Origin of the sequence: Dickeya lacustris (assembly GCF_029635795.1) — a bacterium.
GTDB classification, from domain to species: domain Bacteria; phylum Pseudomonadota; class Gammaproteobacteria; order Enterobacterales; family Enterobacteriaceae; genus Dickeya; species Dickeya lacustris.
Window position 1 is genome coordinate 1753334 of sequence record NZ_CP114280.1, and the last position, 17100, is coordinate 1770433.

The 17100-nt window shown below is 57.5% G+C and carries 14 protein-coding genes; 2 read left to right on the top strand and 12 right to left on the bottom strand.

The features are described from left to right. The 10 genes from O1Q98_RS07925 to iolG form a co-directional block, all read right to left on the bottom strand. Complete coding sequence (locus tag O1Q98_RS07925) at positions 1-813, bottom strand: sulfite exporter TauE/SafE family protein (RefSeq protein ID WP_125258355.1); 813 nt, start codon at positions 811-813, stop codon at positions 1-3. An 11-nt stretch (positions 814-824) separates the two neighbouring features. After that, the gene (locus O1Q98_RS07930) at positions 825-1739 is read right to left on the bottom strand and encodes a TauD/TfdA family dioxygenase (RefSeq protein WP_164512951.1); all 915 of its coding nucleotides are present in this window, start codon (positions 1737-1739) and stop codon (positions 825-827) included. Positions 1740-2295: 556 nt separating this feature from the next. Further along, complete coding sequence (iolB, locus tag O1Q98_RS07935; protein WP_125258353.1) at positions 2296-3123, bottom strand: 5-deoxy-glucuronate isomerase; 828 nt, start codon at positions 3121-3123, stop codon at positions 2296-2298. Between the two features lie 24 nt (positions 3124-3147). Beyond that, positions 3148-4038: a myo-inosose-2 dehydratase gene (iolE, locus tag O1Q98_RS07940; protein WP_125258352.1), complete on the bottom strand. Its 891-nt coding sequence runs from the start codon at positions 4036-4038 to the stop codon at positions 3148-3150. 30 nt (positions 4039-4068) lie between these two features. Continuing rightward, positions 4069-5976, bottom strand: coding sequence for a bifunctional 5-dehydro-2-deoxygluconokinase/5-dehydro-2-deoxyphosphogluconate aldolase (locus tag O1Q98_RS07945; protein ID WP_125258351.1), 1908 nt, complete (start codon positions 5974-5976; stop codon positions 4069-4071). A 54-nt stretch (positions 5977-6030) separates the two neighbouring features. Next, a complete protein-coding gene (locus O1Q98_RS07950) occupies positions 6031-7164 on the bottom strand; it encodes a Gfo/Idh/MocA family protein (RefSeq protein ID WP_125258350.1) in 1134 nt (377 codons plus the stop codon). A 17-nt stretch (positions 7165-7181) separates the two neighbouring features. Then, positions 7182-8222: an ABC transporter permease gene (locus O1Q98_RS07955; RefSeq protein ID WP_125258349.1), complete on the bottom strand. Its 1041-nt coding sequence runs from the start codon at positions 8220-8222 to the stop codon at positions 7182-7184. A gap of 13 nt (positions 8223-8235) precedes the next feature. Further along, positions 8236-9783, bottom strand: coding sequence for a sugar ABC transporter ATP-binding protein (locus tag O1Q98_RS07960; protein WP_125258348.1), 1548 nt, complete (start codon positions 9781-9783; stop codon positions 8236-8238). Positions 9784-9867: 84 nt separating this feature from the next. Then, positions 9868-10788 carry a substrate-binding domain-containing protein gene (locus tag O1Q98_RS07965; RefSeq protein ID WP_416232403.1) on the bottom strand — a complete coding sequence of 307 codons (921 nt, stop codon included), beginning with the start codon at positions 10786-10788 and terminating at the stop codon, positions 9868-9870. A gap of 125 nt (positions 10789-10913) precedes the next feature. Beyond that, on the bottom strand, positions 10914-11900 hold the full coding sequence (gene iolG, locus O1Q98_RS07970) for an inositol 2-dehydrogenase (RefSeq protein WP_125258346.1): 987 nt from the start codon (positions 11898-11900) through the stop codon (positions 10914-10916). Positions 11901-12422: 522 nt separating this feature from the next. Between iolG and O1Q98_RS07975 the strand changes: the two genes are divergently transcribed. Both O1Q98_RS07975 and O1Q98_RS07980 read left to right on the top strand, forming a co-directional pair. Next, a complete protein-coding gene (locus O1Q98_RS07975; protein ID WP_125258345.1) occupies positions 12423-13172 on the top strand; it encodes an AAA family ATPase in 750 nt (249 codons plus the stop codon). A gap of 59 nt (positions 13173-13231) precedes the next feature. Further along, positions 13232-13483: a hypothetical protein gene (locus O1Q98_RS07980; protein ID WP_125258344.1), complete on the top strand. Its 252-nt coding sequence runs from the start codon at positions 13232-13234 to the stop codon at positions 13481-13483. A 100-nt stretch (positions 13484-13583) separates the two neighbouring features. Here the strand turns inward: O1Q98_RS07980 and iolD are convergent, their stop codons facing one another. Both iolD and O1Q98_RS07990 read right to left on the bottom strand, forming a co-directional pair. After that, positions 13584-15509, bottom strand: coding sequence for a 3D-(3,5/4)-trihydroxycyclohexane-1,2-dione acylhydrolase (decyclizing) (gene iolD / locus O1Q98_RS07985; protein ID WP_125258343.1), 1926 nt, complete (start codon positions 15507-15509; stop codon positions 13584-13586). Positions 15510-15536: 27 nt separating this feature from the next. After that, positions 15537-17048, bottom strand: coding sequence for a CoA-acylating methylmalonate-semialdehyde dehydrogenase (locus tag O1Q98_RS07990; RefSeq protein WP_125258390.1), 1512 nt, complete (start codon positions 17046-17048; stop codon positions 15537-15539). Positions 17049-17100 lie beyond the last annotated feature (52 nt).

The window sequence follows — 17100 nt, forward strand, 5'->3', positions numbered from 1 at the left end:
TCAATACCCAGGAAAATACTTCACTAATAGTGTAATCATCATAACACCCACCGAGATGAAAAGAACTTTTCTGATAATTTCACCATTTGTTTTTATCGCATGAAGACTACCAATATGATTACCTATCAGGCTGGATATTATCATCGGCACACCGATTACATATGCCATTTTCCCTGCAATGGCAAAAGCAACAAAGGCACCAATATTGGATGAGAAGTTGAATATTTTACTCGTTGCAGAGGCCTGTAACAGTTGGAAGCGGTTGATTACAGTGAGTGCAATAATAAAAAGACTACCGGTTCCCGGGCCAAAAAAGCCATCGTAAAAACCAACGGTAAAGCACACCAGAAAAATAGGTAAGAATGCATGCTTATCGTTAGATTGTTCGACGTTCTTTATTTTTCCCTTTATCGTTGCGGCAATTAAGCCAATAGGTAATAGAACGACAATCACTAGTGACAATGTTTCAGCAGGCAGTAATAAAATAACCTTGGCACCGACATACGCACCGACGAGTGCTGAAATAAGACCGGCTGGCACCACAGACCAAATTACCGATTTATTCTTAATGAAGTTTTTTATCGCGGCAATCGTACCAATCGTGCTGACGAGTTTCTCCTGCCCCAACGCCAGCTGTGGCGGCAATCCGGTAAGAATAAAAGCCGGTATCAGAATCAGTCCTGCGCCACCGGCTATCGCATCAATATATCCCGCAACAAATGAGGCCACAACCAGCAATAACACGCCCGCCAGGAGATATTTAGAGATAATACTGCCCTCAACAAACAGTGAGGAATCAATAAATTCAAGCATAATTTTCCCAATTAAATTGTACGTAAATGATGAAGACAAACAGACGAATCGAGTAATTGTGTATCAAGAGGACGTTTCATCATGCCAAATACACGCAATAGCCAGCGGTCGGTTCCATCAAAACGTGGCTCAAAAGCATTACGGGTATGTAACGTTCTCTGATTGAGAAATGTAATTGCATCGCCAGGTTCTAATGGCGCATCAAACCAAAGTTCGCGATCCAGAGAAACATGGCGCATACGGTTCAGCGCGGCTTCGGCATCCGCATTTAAACCGCTGAGATTATGCCAGTCAAACCTCGAATACCAAACACCGGCATCACAAACCAATATTGGAACACCCTCAACGTGACTGTGCCCGTCAAAACTGGCGGGTCTGTTTACCTTAAAGATCGGCTGTGAGAGTATTTCTCTTGTTTCGTCTGACAGTGCTGAAATAACGGCATCCAACGTTAATAGACTGGTGTTAACCCCTTTTTCTTTGCGCAGACACAGCAAGGTGAGCGTATCAGGACAACTGCCCATAAATTCATGCGGTTTCTCTCCGGTTATTCGGAGATCGGGATTATCAACATGCGGATAAAAATCATATTTTCCTCCCTGAGAACTGATTTTATCTCCGGCATGTTTCATGGGGCAAACATGACGAATTAAATGTCCATCATTCTCTCCCTGATAGACTACCGGCCATAAACCCGCCTCAAAATGTGCAGACAATAATGCGCCATGTAACGCGGCATTTTTCTCCTCAACGCTTTCAGCATCAGAGGGAAACACCGGGGTTCGCGCGAGTTCTTCTGCATTAAACTGCGGTAATGACCATAAGATAAAGCTATCGCGCGCTAACTGCGTACGAAATTGCTGACGCGCTATTGGCAGCGCATCATGAATTCCGTCTGCAATCGATATAATAAGTTTATTTTTCATTATATTAACCAGAACACTCCCTTGCTGTAAAAAACATACCATGTAAACACATTGTTATGAAATACGTTTTTAGTATCTTGGAAAAGCCATTCCGTTTTTATCTAAAATTGCAGGTAAAATAAAATCGAATGATATAAATCCTTGTTACTGATATTCGTAATTAGCCGCCGGATAATGATATTCCGTAAATGTTTTCGCTATCGGCACACCATAAAACGGGGGGCAAAGAGAGATATTCTGAGCGCGGAATACTTCTGTCTGCAGCCAGAAAAAAAGGGAATTACCCTACTATTTTCAATAATAAAAAAAGAAAAGCGCGTATTCGCCGATGACGTTAATTATCAACGAGCGCGCTAACAGAGAGAAACAGATAGCAGGCGATTCGGCCCTGCGACAGCGGCGTCATCATGGTGTGGCGGTCAGGTAAGGCGGTGAGAAATGCCTGTCAGAGGTCTTTGGCCTGGTACAGCGGTAGTTGGCCTGATAAAACAATAGTCGGCCAGGCACCCTGTCAGTCAGGCAACCAACAGGGCGACCGCTTCGATTCATTACCGCCTCATCCGCCGTGCCGCGCGGCATATTGTGCGCTGTTTATCCATTGGTGATCCTGCTCCCAGCTAAAACGCCACTGGCGCACCGGCCCGGCCATCACATTCAGGTAATAGCTGTCGTAGCCAGCAAGCGTTGCCACCGGGTGGTAGCCGCGCGGCACCATCACCACATCGCGGTCATAGACCGCCATACACTCATCCAGCGTTCTATCTTCGGTGTAAACCCGTTGCAGGCAGAAGCCCTGCGGCGGGTTGAGCCGGTGATAGTAAGTCTCCTCCAGCCAGGTTTCCTGCGGCGGGTTATCGACATCATGTTTGTGGCTGGGGTAGGAGCTGGTACAGCCCTCGTCGGTGTACACCTCGACCACCAGCAGGCTGTCTGCCGCTTTATCTTCCGGCAAAATATTGTGCACGAAACGGCGGTTGCGCCCGCTGCCGCGCGCCTCGGCAGCCACATCCGACGGCGCTATCAGCCGGGTCGGATAGGTGCCAAGGCCAGGGGCGGCACACACGGCAAGCTCCAGCGGCGTTTGCGCCTGTACGGTCACGCACTCTCCCGCCGTCACATACACCGACCACGGTTTCTTGCGCTCAAACGGATTCATGCGCTCGCCAATATCGGCGAAGTACGCCTGCGGCGTGCGCACGCTGGCAAGGCCGCCCACCAACACCAGGCAGCGCTCTTGCGCCACCGCCGGAAGCGTCAGCACCGCCCCGGTAGAGAGCTGATAGACCTCAAAACCGACGTGACGCCAGCCTGCGCGCTGCGGGGTAATATGCTGGATGCGGCCTTGCGCATCCGGTGCGTGATAACGCGACAATAATTCAGACATCACCGCCTCCCTGATAAGCGCAACTTAAATCAGCCCGGCGTCACGGGCAAAGCGTTGCAGGTTATTGAACCCCAGCGTCGCGTAAGTCAGCGGATGTGCGATGGCCGGGTCTTGCTCGGCCTCCACCACCAGCCAGCCCTGATAATCCTGCGCTTTCAGCAACCGGAACAGCGACGGGTAATCGACACAGCCATCGCCCGGTACGGTGAACACGCCGCTGAGTACCGCATCCAGAAAGCTGGTTTTGCGATTTTTAACGTCTTTTAATACGTCCGGGCGGATATCTTTGCAGTGTACGTGGTTGATGCGCGCGGCCCAGCGTTGCGCCACCGCCAGCGGGTCGGCACCGGCAAAGGTGAGGTGCCCGGTGTCCAGCAGCAACCCCACCGCATCACTGGTGTGGTTCATCAGGTGGTCGATGTCTTCTGCGCTTTCAATCACCGTGCCCATATGGTGGTGGTAAGAAAGTTCTACCCCGTGCTGGCGGGTGTAGTGCGCCAGTTCACTGAGCTTATCGCCGTATTCCTGCCAGCGCGCCGCCGGAAAACGGGGCCGCAGGTGTACCGGCGTGTGTTGTTCGCCATGAATCGCCCCCGTCACTTCGGCAAACACCATCACCTTCGCCCCCAGTTCGCGTAACAGCGCGAGGTGGTCTTGTATGGCGGCTATTTCCTCACTGACGCTGCGACTGAGCAGTTGGCCGGAATACCAGCCGGAAACCAGACTCAGCCCATGCCGCTCCAGTATCGGCCCGAGAACCCCTGACTGGCGCGGAAACTTATTGCCAAGCTCAAACCCGGCGAACCCCGCTTGCCGTCCTTCACTCAGGCAGGTTTCCAGCGGCGTGTCTGCCCCCAGCGATGGCAAATCGTCGTTAGTCCAGGTCAATGGATTAATACCCAGTTGTACGCTCATTGTCGCTTCCTTCTGATAACGGTAAACGGATCACCCGCGCTGACGCCAAAGCGCTATTAATTGCAGGTAGTTATGTTTGATGTCATCGATCAATTGCTCATCATCGATGTCCGTGCGCAACCACTGCTGCGCCGGTTGCGCAAACAGCGTGCGCCCGACGGCAAACCCCTTCACCACCGGCTGACCGGCGGCGGCGTTGAACCCCTCGCGTAATCTGTCCAGCGGGGCATCTAACCCGAGGATCACCACGCCCCGGCAGTAAGGGTCACGCGCGTGCAGTAACGCCGATAAACGCTGCCAGCCATCACGACTGAGCGGCGGTAACTTCCACCAGTCAGGCCGGATACCCAGGTTGTAAAAACGGGTGATGGCGCGCAGATACAGCGCGTCGCTGCGCGGCATGTCGGCAGGCAAAATCACCTCCAGCAGCAGTTCATGGCCGGACTGACAGCAGGCGCGATAGACCTCGGCCACCTGCCGCTCCTGCGCCAGCCGCAATGGGCTGTCGTCTTCCGGGTGAAAAAACACCAGGCATTTCACCACCTGCTCCAGCGGCCAGCTCACCAGTTGCGAGCCGATGTTGCCGTGCTCCAGCGCCAGCGGGCGTGAACCGGGCAACTCAATCGGGCGGCCAATCCACCAGCCCTGCCCGGTGATGGCGTTAAGCGCCTCCTGGCCAAAGGTACCATCGCAGAGCAGTCCGGCATGGCCGGGCAGCAGACCCGCCTGTTCCGCCGCCTGTTGACCGGCCTGAAGGATCAGCTGTTTCAAACGCGTAATGCGGCAGAGCTCGGCCCCGCACGCCAGCGCCATCTCTTCAAGTTGAATGCGGTGATCAAAGGCGATGATGCACACATCGTCCCACTGCTGGCGGCGGGTGGTGACGCGATGCAGGTGGTTCAGCTCCGGGTCAAGATCCGGGCGCGGCACCGCATGGGCCCGCGCCAAATAATTATCCAGCTCGATACGGCTTGGCATCGCTGGCGCACAGCCGTGGCGGGAAACCACCAGCGCGCCACAGGCGTTGGCATACGCACAGGCTTTCTCCCAGCCTTCGCCGCTCAAATAGCCCCGCAGCAGCCCTGACATAAACGCATCGCCCGCGCCCAGCACGTTGAGCACCTCAACCTGAACGCCTTTTACCGTCAGGCCGTCATCGAGCGCGGCGGGAATCGCCGCCGTGAACACCGAGCACCCGAGCGCGCCGCGCTTACACACCAGCGTCGCGCCGGTATGTAAGCGAACCTGTTGCAACGCCTGCACGGTGTCGGTGCTGCCCCCGGCAATATGAAACTCCTCTTCGGTGCCGACAATCACATCAAACAGCGACACCACCTGTTGCAGTTGCGCGGTCACAGTGGCCGAGGCAATAAATCGGGTTTCACCATCCCCCAGCGAGGTCAGCCCCCACAGCACGGGCCGGTAGTCGATATCCAGCACGGTTTTGACCCCATTTCGGCGCGCATAGCCTAATGCCGTCAACACCGCCTCACGGGTATTCGGGTGTGACAAATGGGTGCCGGTCACGGCCAGGCAGCGCGATGAGGCAATGTAGTCTTCGCTGACGTCTTGCGGCGTTATCGCCATATCCGCGCAGTTATCGCGATAGAAAATAAGCGGAAAGGTTTCCCGGTCTTTAATGCCGAGCAGCACCAGCGCCGTCAGGCGATGGGGGTCAGTAATCAGGTGGCGGGTATCACAGCCGACGCGCTGTAACTCCTCACGCAGAAAACGCCCCATGTGCTCATCGCCCACCCGCGCCAGCATTGAGGAGCGCAGCCCCTGCCGGGCGGTGCCGTAAGCCACATTGCCCGAGGAGCCGCCCAGGTATTTGGCAAAACTGCCCATGTCTTCAAGACGCGCGCCAATCTGCTGCCCGTAAAGATCAACGGCGACGCGCCCCATGCAAATAACATCAAACTGCTTTTCCGTCGTCATAACGCCCATTCCTGTCAGCCAAATAAGGAAATCGACCACCCGTTGGCACGGCGGTTATCCCTGCTCATGCACCGCAACCCAACGCGCCGCCTGATGCGACAGCACGATGGCATCCAGCACCCGGGAGACGCGCCAGCCCTCTTCAAAATCCGGCCACAGCGGTTTATCCGCCGCGATACCGTCAATCAGGTCACGCACTTCCACCGTCTTTTGGTCGTTAAAGCCGATACCGTGCCCGGCGCTGGCGCAAAAAGCGGCATATTCCGGGTGCTGTGGCCCTATCAGCAAGGTTTGAAAACCTTGCCGATTCACCGGGTCGTCATGCCGGTAGAGTTTCAGCTCCGCCATGCGCTCCTGCGTAAAACTGAGCGCGCCACGGGTGCCGGTGATGACATAACTCAGCCCCATTTTGCGCCCGCAGGCGACGCGGGAGGCTTCAATCACCCCGCGCGCGCCGCTGGCAAAGCGCACCAGCGCATGGGCCTGATCCTCATTTTCCACCGTCACCCGCTCATGACTGCCCGCGCTCACTGGCCGCTCGGCCACCACCGTGTGCAGATCGCCGCACACCTCGGTGATGTCGCCGACCAGAAAGTGCGCCATATTGACGATGTGCGCGCCCACGTCGCCCAGCGCGCCGAGCCCGGCGGTATGGCGAAAGCAGTGCCAGTCTGCGGGTTTTAACGGGTCAGCCAGATAATCTTCATTGTGCGTGCCGTAGAAATGCGTCACCTCGCCGATTTCACCGCGCGCAATAATCTCTTTTGCTAATAGCGCCGCCGGGTTTTTCATGTAGTTAAAGCCGACCAGCGTTTTCACACCGGCCTGACGCGCGGCGTCCACCATGGCGCGCGCTTCAGCGGCATTGAGCGCCAGCGGCTTTTCTGAATAGACGTGTTTACCGTGGCGGATCGCCGCCATCGCCATCTCATGGTGCAGGAAATTCGGTGCGCAGATATCCACCACATCGATAGCCGGGTCAGCCACCAGCGCCTGCCAGTCGCCGGTTGAGCGGGCAAAGCCAAACGCCTGCGCGCGCTGTTTGGCCAACGCCGGGGACACGTCCGCCAGCATCTCACGCACCAGCTCGCCCTGGAGCGGGTACACCACCGGTGCCTGAGCATAGGCGATGGCGTGGGCACGCCCGATGTAGCCGCTGCCAATCAAGCCGATTCTTACCTGTTTCATCGGTGTTATTCCCCGTATCAGAGCGCGCCGCGCCGGTTTTTGGCATAGGTATCAAACGCCACAGCCAGCACGATGATGAGCCCGGTAATCACCTGCTGGTAGTAGGCCGAGACATTCATCAGCACCAGCCCGTTAATCAAAATACCCATGATGATGGAGCCTATCAGCGTGCCGCTGATGCGCCCGTAGCCGCCCATCAGCGAGGTGCCGCCAATCACCACCGAAGCAATGACGCGCAGTTCAAACGAAATCCCCGCCACCGCCTCGGCGCTGCCCAGCCGGGCGCTGAGGATGAAACCGGCCAGCCCCGCCAGTAACCCCATCACCACATAAACGCTCACCAGCACACGCCGCACGTTGACACCGGCAAGTCTTGCCGCCTCGGTATTACCGCCGATGGCGTAGACAAAGCGCCCCCAGCGCGTTTTGTGCAACGCCAGCCAGCCAATCAGCGCCACCAGCGCAAAAATCCAGATAGGAACGGAGATACCGAGCATCTCGCCGCGCCCCCACCAGCGATAGCCGGGGTCGAAACCGGCAATCGGCGCACCGTCATTGATAACCAGCGTCAGGCCGCGCCAGATGGTCATGCCGCCGAGCGTGACGATAAACGGCGACAGCCGCAGCCGCGTGACCCCAAGGCCATGTAAAAACCCGATGAGCGTGCCTATCATCAGGCAAAGCCCCAGCCCGACCAGCCAGCTCATGCCGCCCCAGGCTTGCGCATCAACGGTGGTGAAATTATCCCCTTTGATGACCCAGGCCGCCGTCATCGCGCACACCGCCAGAATCGAACCGACGGACAAATCTATCCCGGCGGTGAGAATCACAAACGTCATGCCGACGGCCATGATGCCGTAGATGGACACTTCGGTCAGGATGTTGGTGATGTTGCGCTCAGTCAGGAAGTTGCTGTTCTGCGACTGAAAGAAGAAAATCAGCAAAATCATGAAAATAAACACGCCAAAGCGTTCAAAAAACGCGATCGGGTCAATGCGCCGACGGCCAGACGACGAGGTCGGCAGGGTGGTACGAAATAACGGTTGCTGCATACTCATACATTCATTCTCCTCAGGCGGCATGTTGCGTGTCATGGCAGATGGCCATCAGGGTCATCAACCGCTCTTCACTGGCCTCATCGCCGTGTAATTCGCCCGTTACCCGCCCTTCACTCAGGGTGATAATGCGATCGGAAATCGCCATCACTTCCGGTAAATCAGACGAGATAACCACCACCGCCACGCCTTGTTTTGCCATATCAAACAGCACCTGATGCACTTCGGATTTGGTGCCGACGTCAATACCGCGCGTCGGCTCATCAACAATCAGCACCCGTGGTTTGAGCGCCATACAGCGCGCCAGAATCACCTTTTGCTGATTGCCGCCGGAGAGTTTGCGCACCTCCTGAGCGCTATCGACCATCTTGATGCGCAACGCCTGTCGATAGGACTCAATCAGCGCATCTTCGCGCCGGGTATCGACGAAATAGCGCCAGTGCAGCAACGATGACAGGCTAGAGAGCGACAGGTTATGGCGAATCGACAGCCCCAGCACCGCGCCCTCTTTTTTGCGGTCTTCCGGCACCAGCGCAATGCCCTGCTCCAATGCATGCAGCGGATCGACCGGATGGTAGGGCTGGCCGTCCAGCCAGAATTCGCCGTGGGTGAACGGATCGGCGCCAAACAGACAGCGCGCCACTTCGGTGCGCCCGGCCCCCACCAGCCCGGCGATACCGAGGATCTCACCGGCATGCACCTGAAAGCTGATGTTGTTCAGCGCGATGCCGTGCGAGTCGAGCGGCGGTTTCTCGCGGCATAGCCCGTTCACCGCCAGTCTGACCGGTTTGTCCTGATGGTGGGTTTGCGAGGCGGGGCGGCGGGTGAACACCACATCGCGCCCGACCATCATGCGGATGATGCCCGCCACATCGATGTCAGCCACCTTGCCGGAACCGGTATAGCGGCCATCCTGTAGTACGGTAAAGCGGTCACACAGCTGGAACACTTCATGCAAACGGTGCGTCACATAAATCACGCTGACACCGCGCGCCTTCAGCTCGCGCACCACCCGGTGCAGGCTCTCGACTTCGCTGTCGCTCAGGGCAGCCGAGGGTTCATCCATCACGATTAAACGCGCATTCAGGGTCAGCGCCCGGGCTATCTCCACCATCTGCTGTTGCGCCACGCTCAGGCGGGCAACCCGGGTTGTCGGTTCAATGTTTAATTGCAGATATTCCAGTACCGTGCGGGCTTCCTGATTGACGGCCTGCGCATCCACAAACAGGCGGTTGCGTTGCAGCTCGCGACCCAGAAACATGTTCTCCGCCACCGTCATATTGGGCAGCAGGTTGAATTCCTGATAGATGGTGATGATGCCGCGTTTTTGCCGCTCGACCGGTGAGTCCTGCGGCGACAGCCGTTCGCCATTAAAGTCAATATCGCCGCTGGTCTGCGGCTGGGCACCGGCCAGCGCCTTGAGCAGCGTCGATTTCCCGGCACCGTTCTCGCCCAGCAAGGCATGAATTTCTCCGGGCAGTACCGTCAGTTGCACCTGATTGAGCGCCAACACGCCGGAGAAATTTTTCGTCAGGTCACGAATGTTCAGTAAAGGTTCAGTCATGGCATGTCCCTCGTTATGCACCGGCCTGATGACCGGTGCCTGCGTGGTGTGTCTGCTGAATGGCCCGATAGAGCGCGTTTCAGCTTACTTGCCCGCTTCGCCGATTCGCTCTGCGTCGTTAAGGTTGTCTTTGGTTATCATGGTGGGCGGATAGTCAGCACCGGTAATCGGCGCTTTGGTGCGAATATTGTTGGTTAATTGCGTCATCGCCTGCGTGACCGCATAACCGGGGCGCTGGTCAGCCGTCGCCGCCAGCCAGCCATCGCGCACGCGCGCAAGCGCTTCCGGCACGGCATCAAACCCTGTCACCAACACCTCTCCCGGCTTAAACCCCTGGCTCTGTAACGCCTCAATCGCCCCCAGCGCCATGTCATCGTTCGCCGATAAAATCACCTGCGGGCGCTTTGGCAGCGAAGGCAGTACGCTTTCAACAATGCGCATCCCTTCCGAGCGCATCCAGTTACCGGTTTGATCGACCACCAGGCGGTATTTCGCGCCCCCGGCTTTCAGGCTGTCGCGGATGCCCTGCGTGCGCTCAATATTGGATGACGACCCTGGCTGCCCGGTCAGCAGCACAATATCCGCGCCGTTGGGAAAACGCGCTTTGACAAAATCCGCCACCGCCTGCCCGCCTTTGTAGTTATTCGCACCAAAATGCGGCACTTTTCTGTCGGTTTTAACGGAGCGATCCAGCGTCACCACCGGCAATTTGGCATCCTGAATTTCCCCCACGGCACCGGACACCGCATTCACATCATTCGGGGAAACCACAAAGCCCTGTGCGCCACGGGTAATGGCATTTTCCAAATCAGCCACCTGCTTCGGCGAGCTGCCCTGGCTATCGAGCACTTGCAGGTTCACGCCCAAGTCTTTGGCCGCTTTGACCGCCGTGCGCTGCATATGCACTTCAAACGGCATGGCCAGATTGGGCGTACTAAAAACGATTTGCTCGTTCTGGGCCTGTACCAGAGCGGGTGACGTGACGAAAGCCAGTGCCACGGCCATGAGGGTGAGGTTTTTTTTCATGGTGTTGTCTCGGTATCCGTTGGTGTAGGTAGAGGTGCCGCGATGCCGCTGCTGCGGCATTGCAGCGTTATTACCGGGCCGGTACATAGCCAGCCCGGGTCATATCACAATGCCACCGCGCGCCCGCTTGCCAGCGACTCCAGCGCTTTATCCGCCAGATACAGCGCACGCTCGCCATCCGCGCCGCTGCACTCAGGCTGCGTGCGCCCGTGCAGCACATCAACGAAGTGACGCCACTCGGCGGCGTAAGCCTCGCGATAACGTTGCAAGAAGAAGTGCTCCGGTTTGGCCGCCAGACATCCGGCATCGCCCCAGTGTTCAACCTGATGCTCATGGACGTTGCCGACGCGCAGCACGCCGCGCTCGCCGTGCAACTCTAAGCGCTGGTCATAGCCGTAACCGGAGCGACGGCTGTTGACGATGGTGGCCATCGCTCCGCTGGCGAAGCGGAACACCACCAGTGCGGTGTCGATATCGCCGGCCTCGCCAATCGCCGGGTCAACCAGATTGCTGCCCTGGGCAAACACCGATACTGGCTCTTCGCCCATGATGAAACGCACCATGTCGAAATCGTGAATGGTCATATCGCGGAACATGCCGCCGGACACGCGCACATATTCCGCCGGTGGCGGGGACGGGTCGCGGGAAATCACCATCAGCGATTCGGTTTTGCCGATTGCGCCCTCACGCGCCAGCGTGTGTACCCGGCGAAATTGCGCGTCATAACGGCGATTAAAGCCGACAAACAGCGGCACGCCCTGCTGCTCAACAACCTTCAGGCAGTCGCGTACCCGGGCGATATCCAGATGCACCGGCTTTTCACAGAAAATCGCTTTGCCATGCCGGGCGGCACGCTCAATTAAATCGGCATGGGTATCGGTGGCGGAAGCTATCAACACCGCGTGAATGGCCGGGTCGGCCATGGCGTCATCCAGCGTTTGCACGCGCGCCTGATAACGCGCCGCCAATGCGCTGGCACTGGCCGGGTTCGGGTCAACCACCGAGTACAGACAGGTGTCCTGATGACTGGCGATGTTAACGGCATGTACCTGACCAATACGGCCAGCGCCCAGTAATGCAATGTTAAACATGGCTGCTCCTTCGATACCGCCGGGTATCTCTGGTTGAGTGTCGGGTTTCTGTGTGAGGTAGCATTATCCTGTGCTGATAATAGAACGTTTATTCCAATTTCAGTAAAACTGGAAATTACGTTTTTGCGCACCAGATAACACTTTGGTGACAAATCAGCAAAATAGTGTTAGCAAAGTCACGGAATCAGCAGGATGGCCCCAGCGGGGGAAAAGCCAACGACAGGCCGCCCGATTGCCCGGCCACGCTTCATGGTGTATCCGTTTTATGGCATAGCCGTGTCTGGCGGAGAATGCCCCAAAAGCGAGACGGATGAGCGGTGCGCTGACAGAAGGCCGTGCGGTTTATGCCTGTCTCGCCATCAGGCTTACCGCCACAAAATGAAATGAATATTTCAAAAGACACTGGATTAAACAGCGCGGCGGTGAGATTCCTCTGCCGGTATCGGCTCTGCCTGTTGGCATGGGCAGGCAAAATCATGATAATGAGTAGCATTTACACTCATCGGTAGCAGATTAGCGCATATGATTTCCAGCCAATACATCAGCCATGTTTCGCTGCGGCGTGATGATGTGCCGTCATTTGAGGGGTATCCTTTCTCCATTCCCGCGATCCACGCTCTTGATACGCTCCCGCTCCATCCCAACGTCACGTTTTTTATCGGCGAGAATGGTTCAGGGAAATCCACCCTGCTGGAGGCTATCGCCGTCGCCATGGGGTTTAACCCCGAAGGCGGTACGCGCAATTTTCATTTCAGCACGCGGGCATCACATTCCGAATTATCGCATTACCTGAGAATCGCCAAAGGGGTGAAGCCTCCGCGCACGGGCTTTTTCTTCCGTGCCGAAAGCTTTTTTAATCTGGCCTCCGAAATCGAACGCCTTGATGCCGAACCCGCCGCCAGCCCGCCGGTGATTAATTCCTATGGCGGCCACTCGTTACATGAGCAGTCGCACGGCGAGTCGTTTCTCTCACTGATGATGAGCCGCTTTGGCAGCCAAGGATTATACCTGCTCGATGAACCGGAAGCGGCGCTCTCCCCCGCCAGACAATTGGCGATGCTGGCCAGAATGCATGACCTGATTCGGGATGACTCGCAATTTATCATCGCCACCCATTCGCCGATTCTGCTCGGTTATCCCGATGCGTTGATCTATCAATTTGATGGTGCAGCGCTTTCGTCAGTCAATTATCGCGATACGGATCATTACCAAATTACGCGATCATTTCTCAATCACCCGGAAAGAATGTTGCAGGAATTAATGAAGGAATAACGCGGCCCTGACTCAGGCCAATCCCCTTTCTCTGCTTAACCAATATTTGGAGTTTCGCCTTGTTTATTACCGATAAAGAGATAGCCAGAAAAGTGCTTAACCAGTCATCAAAAATGATCGTGCTGGTTGAAAAAGAGCTGGTCGAATTAGGCCAACAATTACCGCAAGAGGAATATAAAAAATGCCGACATCAGGTGGGCTACCTCATCCATACGCTGTGCAATGTGATTAATGATATTTCGCTCGACCACCCGGATTTAAAACCGGAAGGCTTTCCCGTCTATCGCAGAAAAGAGGAGGCAGAGCAGTAACCGGCCCCTTGGCGCAAGCGATAAATCAGGCGCAACGCCGCAATCAGAGACGGCGCAGCGCCTGCCGGATGACGTAATAACTTAATACCCGGTTAATCACTTAATACTGCCGCGCGCGGGCGCGCTGTAATTGCACCTCGCGGGCGGCATCGACAATCGCCGGGTTTTCCGCCGTTTGCGCCGTGCCGATGTTCCACCAGGCGTCATAACCGTGCGACATGCTCTTGGGCAACACTTTGATATCCAGCAGACACGGGCCGGGGTGCGCCTGCGCCTCGCGTAAGGCGTGCAACAGCGAGGCTTCATCGCGCACCGTCCAGGCGCGCACGCCGTAGCTTTCGGCATTGCGGGCGAAATCTACCGTCACCAGCGGGCCGGTCAACCGGCCACTGCCCGGCTCTCGTCTGCGGTTTTCGGTGGCAAAACTGCCCATGCCCTGGCTCATCTGCAAATTATTGATGCAGCCAAAACCGGCATTATCAAACAACAGCACCGTGATTTTGATGCCCTCTTGTACCGCCGTGTGCAGTTCACTGTGCAGCATCAGGTAAGAGCCATCGCCCACCATGGCATACACCGGCTGCGACGGCGCGGCCAGCCGTGCGCCCATCGCCGCCGCGATTTCATAGCCCATGCAGGAGTAACCGTACTCCAGATGGTAGCTGTCTGGCGTGTTGACCTGCCAAAGCCGCTGTAAATCCCCCGGCAGGGAACCGGCGGCCCCCACGATGATGGCATCCTCCTCCAGCGCCTGGTTAAGCAGGCCCAGCACACGGGTTTGCATCAAACGCGTCCCCAGCGCTTCGCGGTATTCCGCCAGTTGCGCCTCAAGGTGCCCGGCGATTTCCAGCCCCTGCCCATCGTCATCGCGACGGGCGGCAAGGCGCTCGCACTCACGCTGCCAGTCGGCGCGGGCCTTCGCTATCGCCTCGCCCCAGGCGCTGCAATAGCCTTCGGTCGCCGCAGACAGGGCCTGCAACCCGACGCGCGCATCGGCTATCAAGGCAGTGGCATCCAGCTTCAGGGCGTCAAATTCCGCCACATTCAACAGTAAAAACTCCACGTCGGGATGCGTGAATAGCGACTTCGACGCGGTGGTGAAATCAGTCAGGCGGGTGCCGACACCAATCACCACATCTGCCTGCGCCGCCAGCCGGTTGGCCGCCTGCCCGCCGGTCACACCAATTCCGCCGACGTTGAGCGGATGGGACGACACCACCGCGCTCTTGCCCGCCTGCGTTTCGGCAAAAGGTATCTGGCTGCGTTCGGCAAAGGCCTGGAAAGCCTCATGCGCCCCGGCGTAACGCACGCCGCCGCCGCAAATCAACAATGGCCGCTGCTTGCGCGCCAGCAGTGCCGCCGCCTGCGCCAGACGGGACGCATCCGGCGGACGACGTTCCAGATGGTGTACCCGGCGCTGGAAAAAGGCCGCCGGATAATCCCAGGCTTGCCCCTGTACATCCTGTGGCAAACACAGTGTCACCGCTCCGGTATCGGCCGGGTCAGTCAGCACCCGCATGGCATTGAGCAACGCGCTCATCAGTTGCTCGGGGCGGGAGAGGCGATCCCAATAGCGGCTAACCGGCCTCAGGCTGTCATTGGTACTGAGGGTCGCATCGTGGTACTGCTCGATTTGCTGTAATACCGGGTCGGGCTGACGGCTGGCAAACAGATCGCCCGGCAGCAGCAATAGCGGAATGCGGTTAGCGGTAGCGGTGGCGGCCGCAGTCACCAGATTCGCCGCGCCCGGCCCAACCGATGTCGTCACCGCCATCACACGCAGGCGGCGGTGCTGCCTGGCAAAACCAATGGCGATGTGCGCCATTCCCTGTTCATTACAGCCCTGATACACGCGCAAGTGCCCCGGTTCCTGCTCCAGCGCTTGCCCGATGCCCAGCACATTGCCGTGGCCAAAAATAGTCATCACCCCGGCAAACAGCGGGGTTTCCACACCATCGACCTCAAGGTATTGCTGATTCAGAAACTTAACCAGCGCCTGCGCCATGGTCATGTTCAATGTTTGCATCGCTCTGCTCCTGCACCTGAAGTGGCATTATTCCAGCGTCGGCATCACAAAATGGCTGGTGTGCTGCGTAAGCCTGATGCTGGCAGGCCAGCGGCTGGTCACGGTTTTCATGCGGGTATAAAAACGCACGCCGTCATTGCCGTGTACATTGAGCGCACCAAAGATAGAGCGTTTCCAGCCGCCAAAGCTGTGAAACGCCATCGGCACCGGGATCGGCACGTTTACGCCGACCATCCCCGCCTGCACCTCCTCGCTGAACTGGCGTGCAGTATCGCCATCACGGGTAAAAATCGCCGCGCCGTTACCGTACTCATGCTGGTTGATAAGCGTCAGCGCGGTCTGGTAGTCCGGCACGCGCACCACCGCAAGCACCGGGCCGAAAATCTCTTTCCGGTAAATATCCATCTGCGGCGTCACGTTATCAAACAGCGTCGGGCCGACAAAATAACCCTGCTCATGCCCCGCTACGCGAAGGGCACGGCCATCCACCCGCAGCGTTGCGCCCTGCTCAACGCCGCGCTGAATATAACCGATGATGCTGTCACGGTGAGCCGCCGAAATCACCGGCCCCATGTCATACTCTTTTTCCTCTGTCAGGCCGGGGCCGACGCGCATGGCGGCAATCTGCCGCTCCAGCGACTGGCACAGCGCTTCCGCCGTCTCATCACCCACCGCCACCACCACCGATAACGCCATGCAGCGCTCGCCTGCCGCGCCGTAAGCGGCTCCCAGAATCGCGCTGGCGGCCATGTCCATGTCGGCATCCGGCATCAGGATGCAGTGATTTTTCGCACCGCCTAATGCCTGACAGCGCTTGCCGTGCACCGAGGCGGTACGGTAGATGTACTCCGCCACCGGCGTCGAGCCGACAAAACTCACCGCCTGAACGCGCGCATCACTGAGCAGGACATCCACCGCTTCTTTGTCGCCTTGTACCACGTTAAAGACCCCCGGCGGTAAACCGGCGGCGCTCAGTAATTGCGCCAGCAGCAGCGACAGCGAAGGATCTTTCTCCGACGGCTTAAGCACAAAGGTATTACCGGTCGCCAGCGCAATCGGGAACATCCACATCGGCACCATCGCCGGGAAGTTAAACGGCGTAATGCCCACGCACACCCCCAAAGGCTGCATCAGCGAATGGCTGTCCACCCCGCTGCCGACATTCGCCGAGTGTTCGCCTTTTTGCAGGTGCGCCATGCCACAGGCAAACTCAACCACCTCGATGCCACGGGTCAGTTCGCCGAGCGCATCAGAGTAAACTTTGCCATGCTCATCAGAGATAACGCGCGCCAGCTTATCCATATTCTCTTCCAGCAGCGCCTTAAAACGGAATAACACACGAGCCCGGCGCAGCGGCGACTGCCTGGCCCAGTCGGGGAACGCGTTGGCCGCCGCGTGGATAGCCTGTTCAACTTCCGCCGCGCTGCTTAATGCCACCTGCCGCGTTTGCTCGCCTGTCGCCGGGTTATACACCGGGGCAAACCGGCCACTGTGACTTTCTGCGCGCTCGCCGTGGATAAAATTCGAGACCGTTTCCATCATGACACCTCCGCTGGGGTTAAGGGGCAATTGGCTGCTACCGCATTACTGT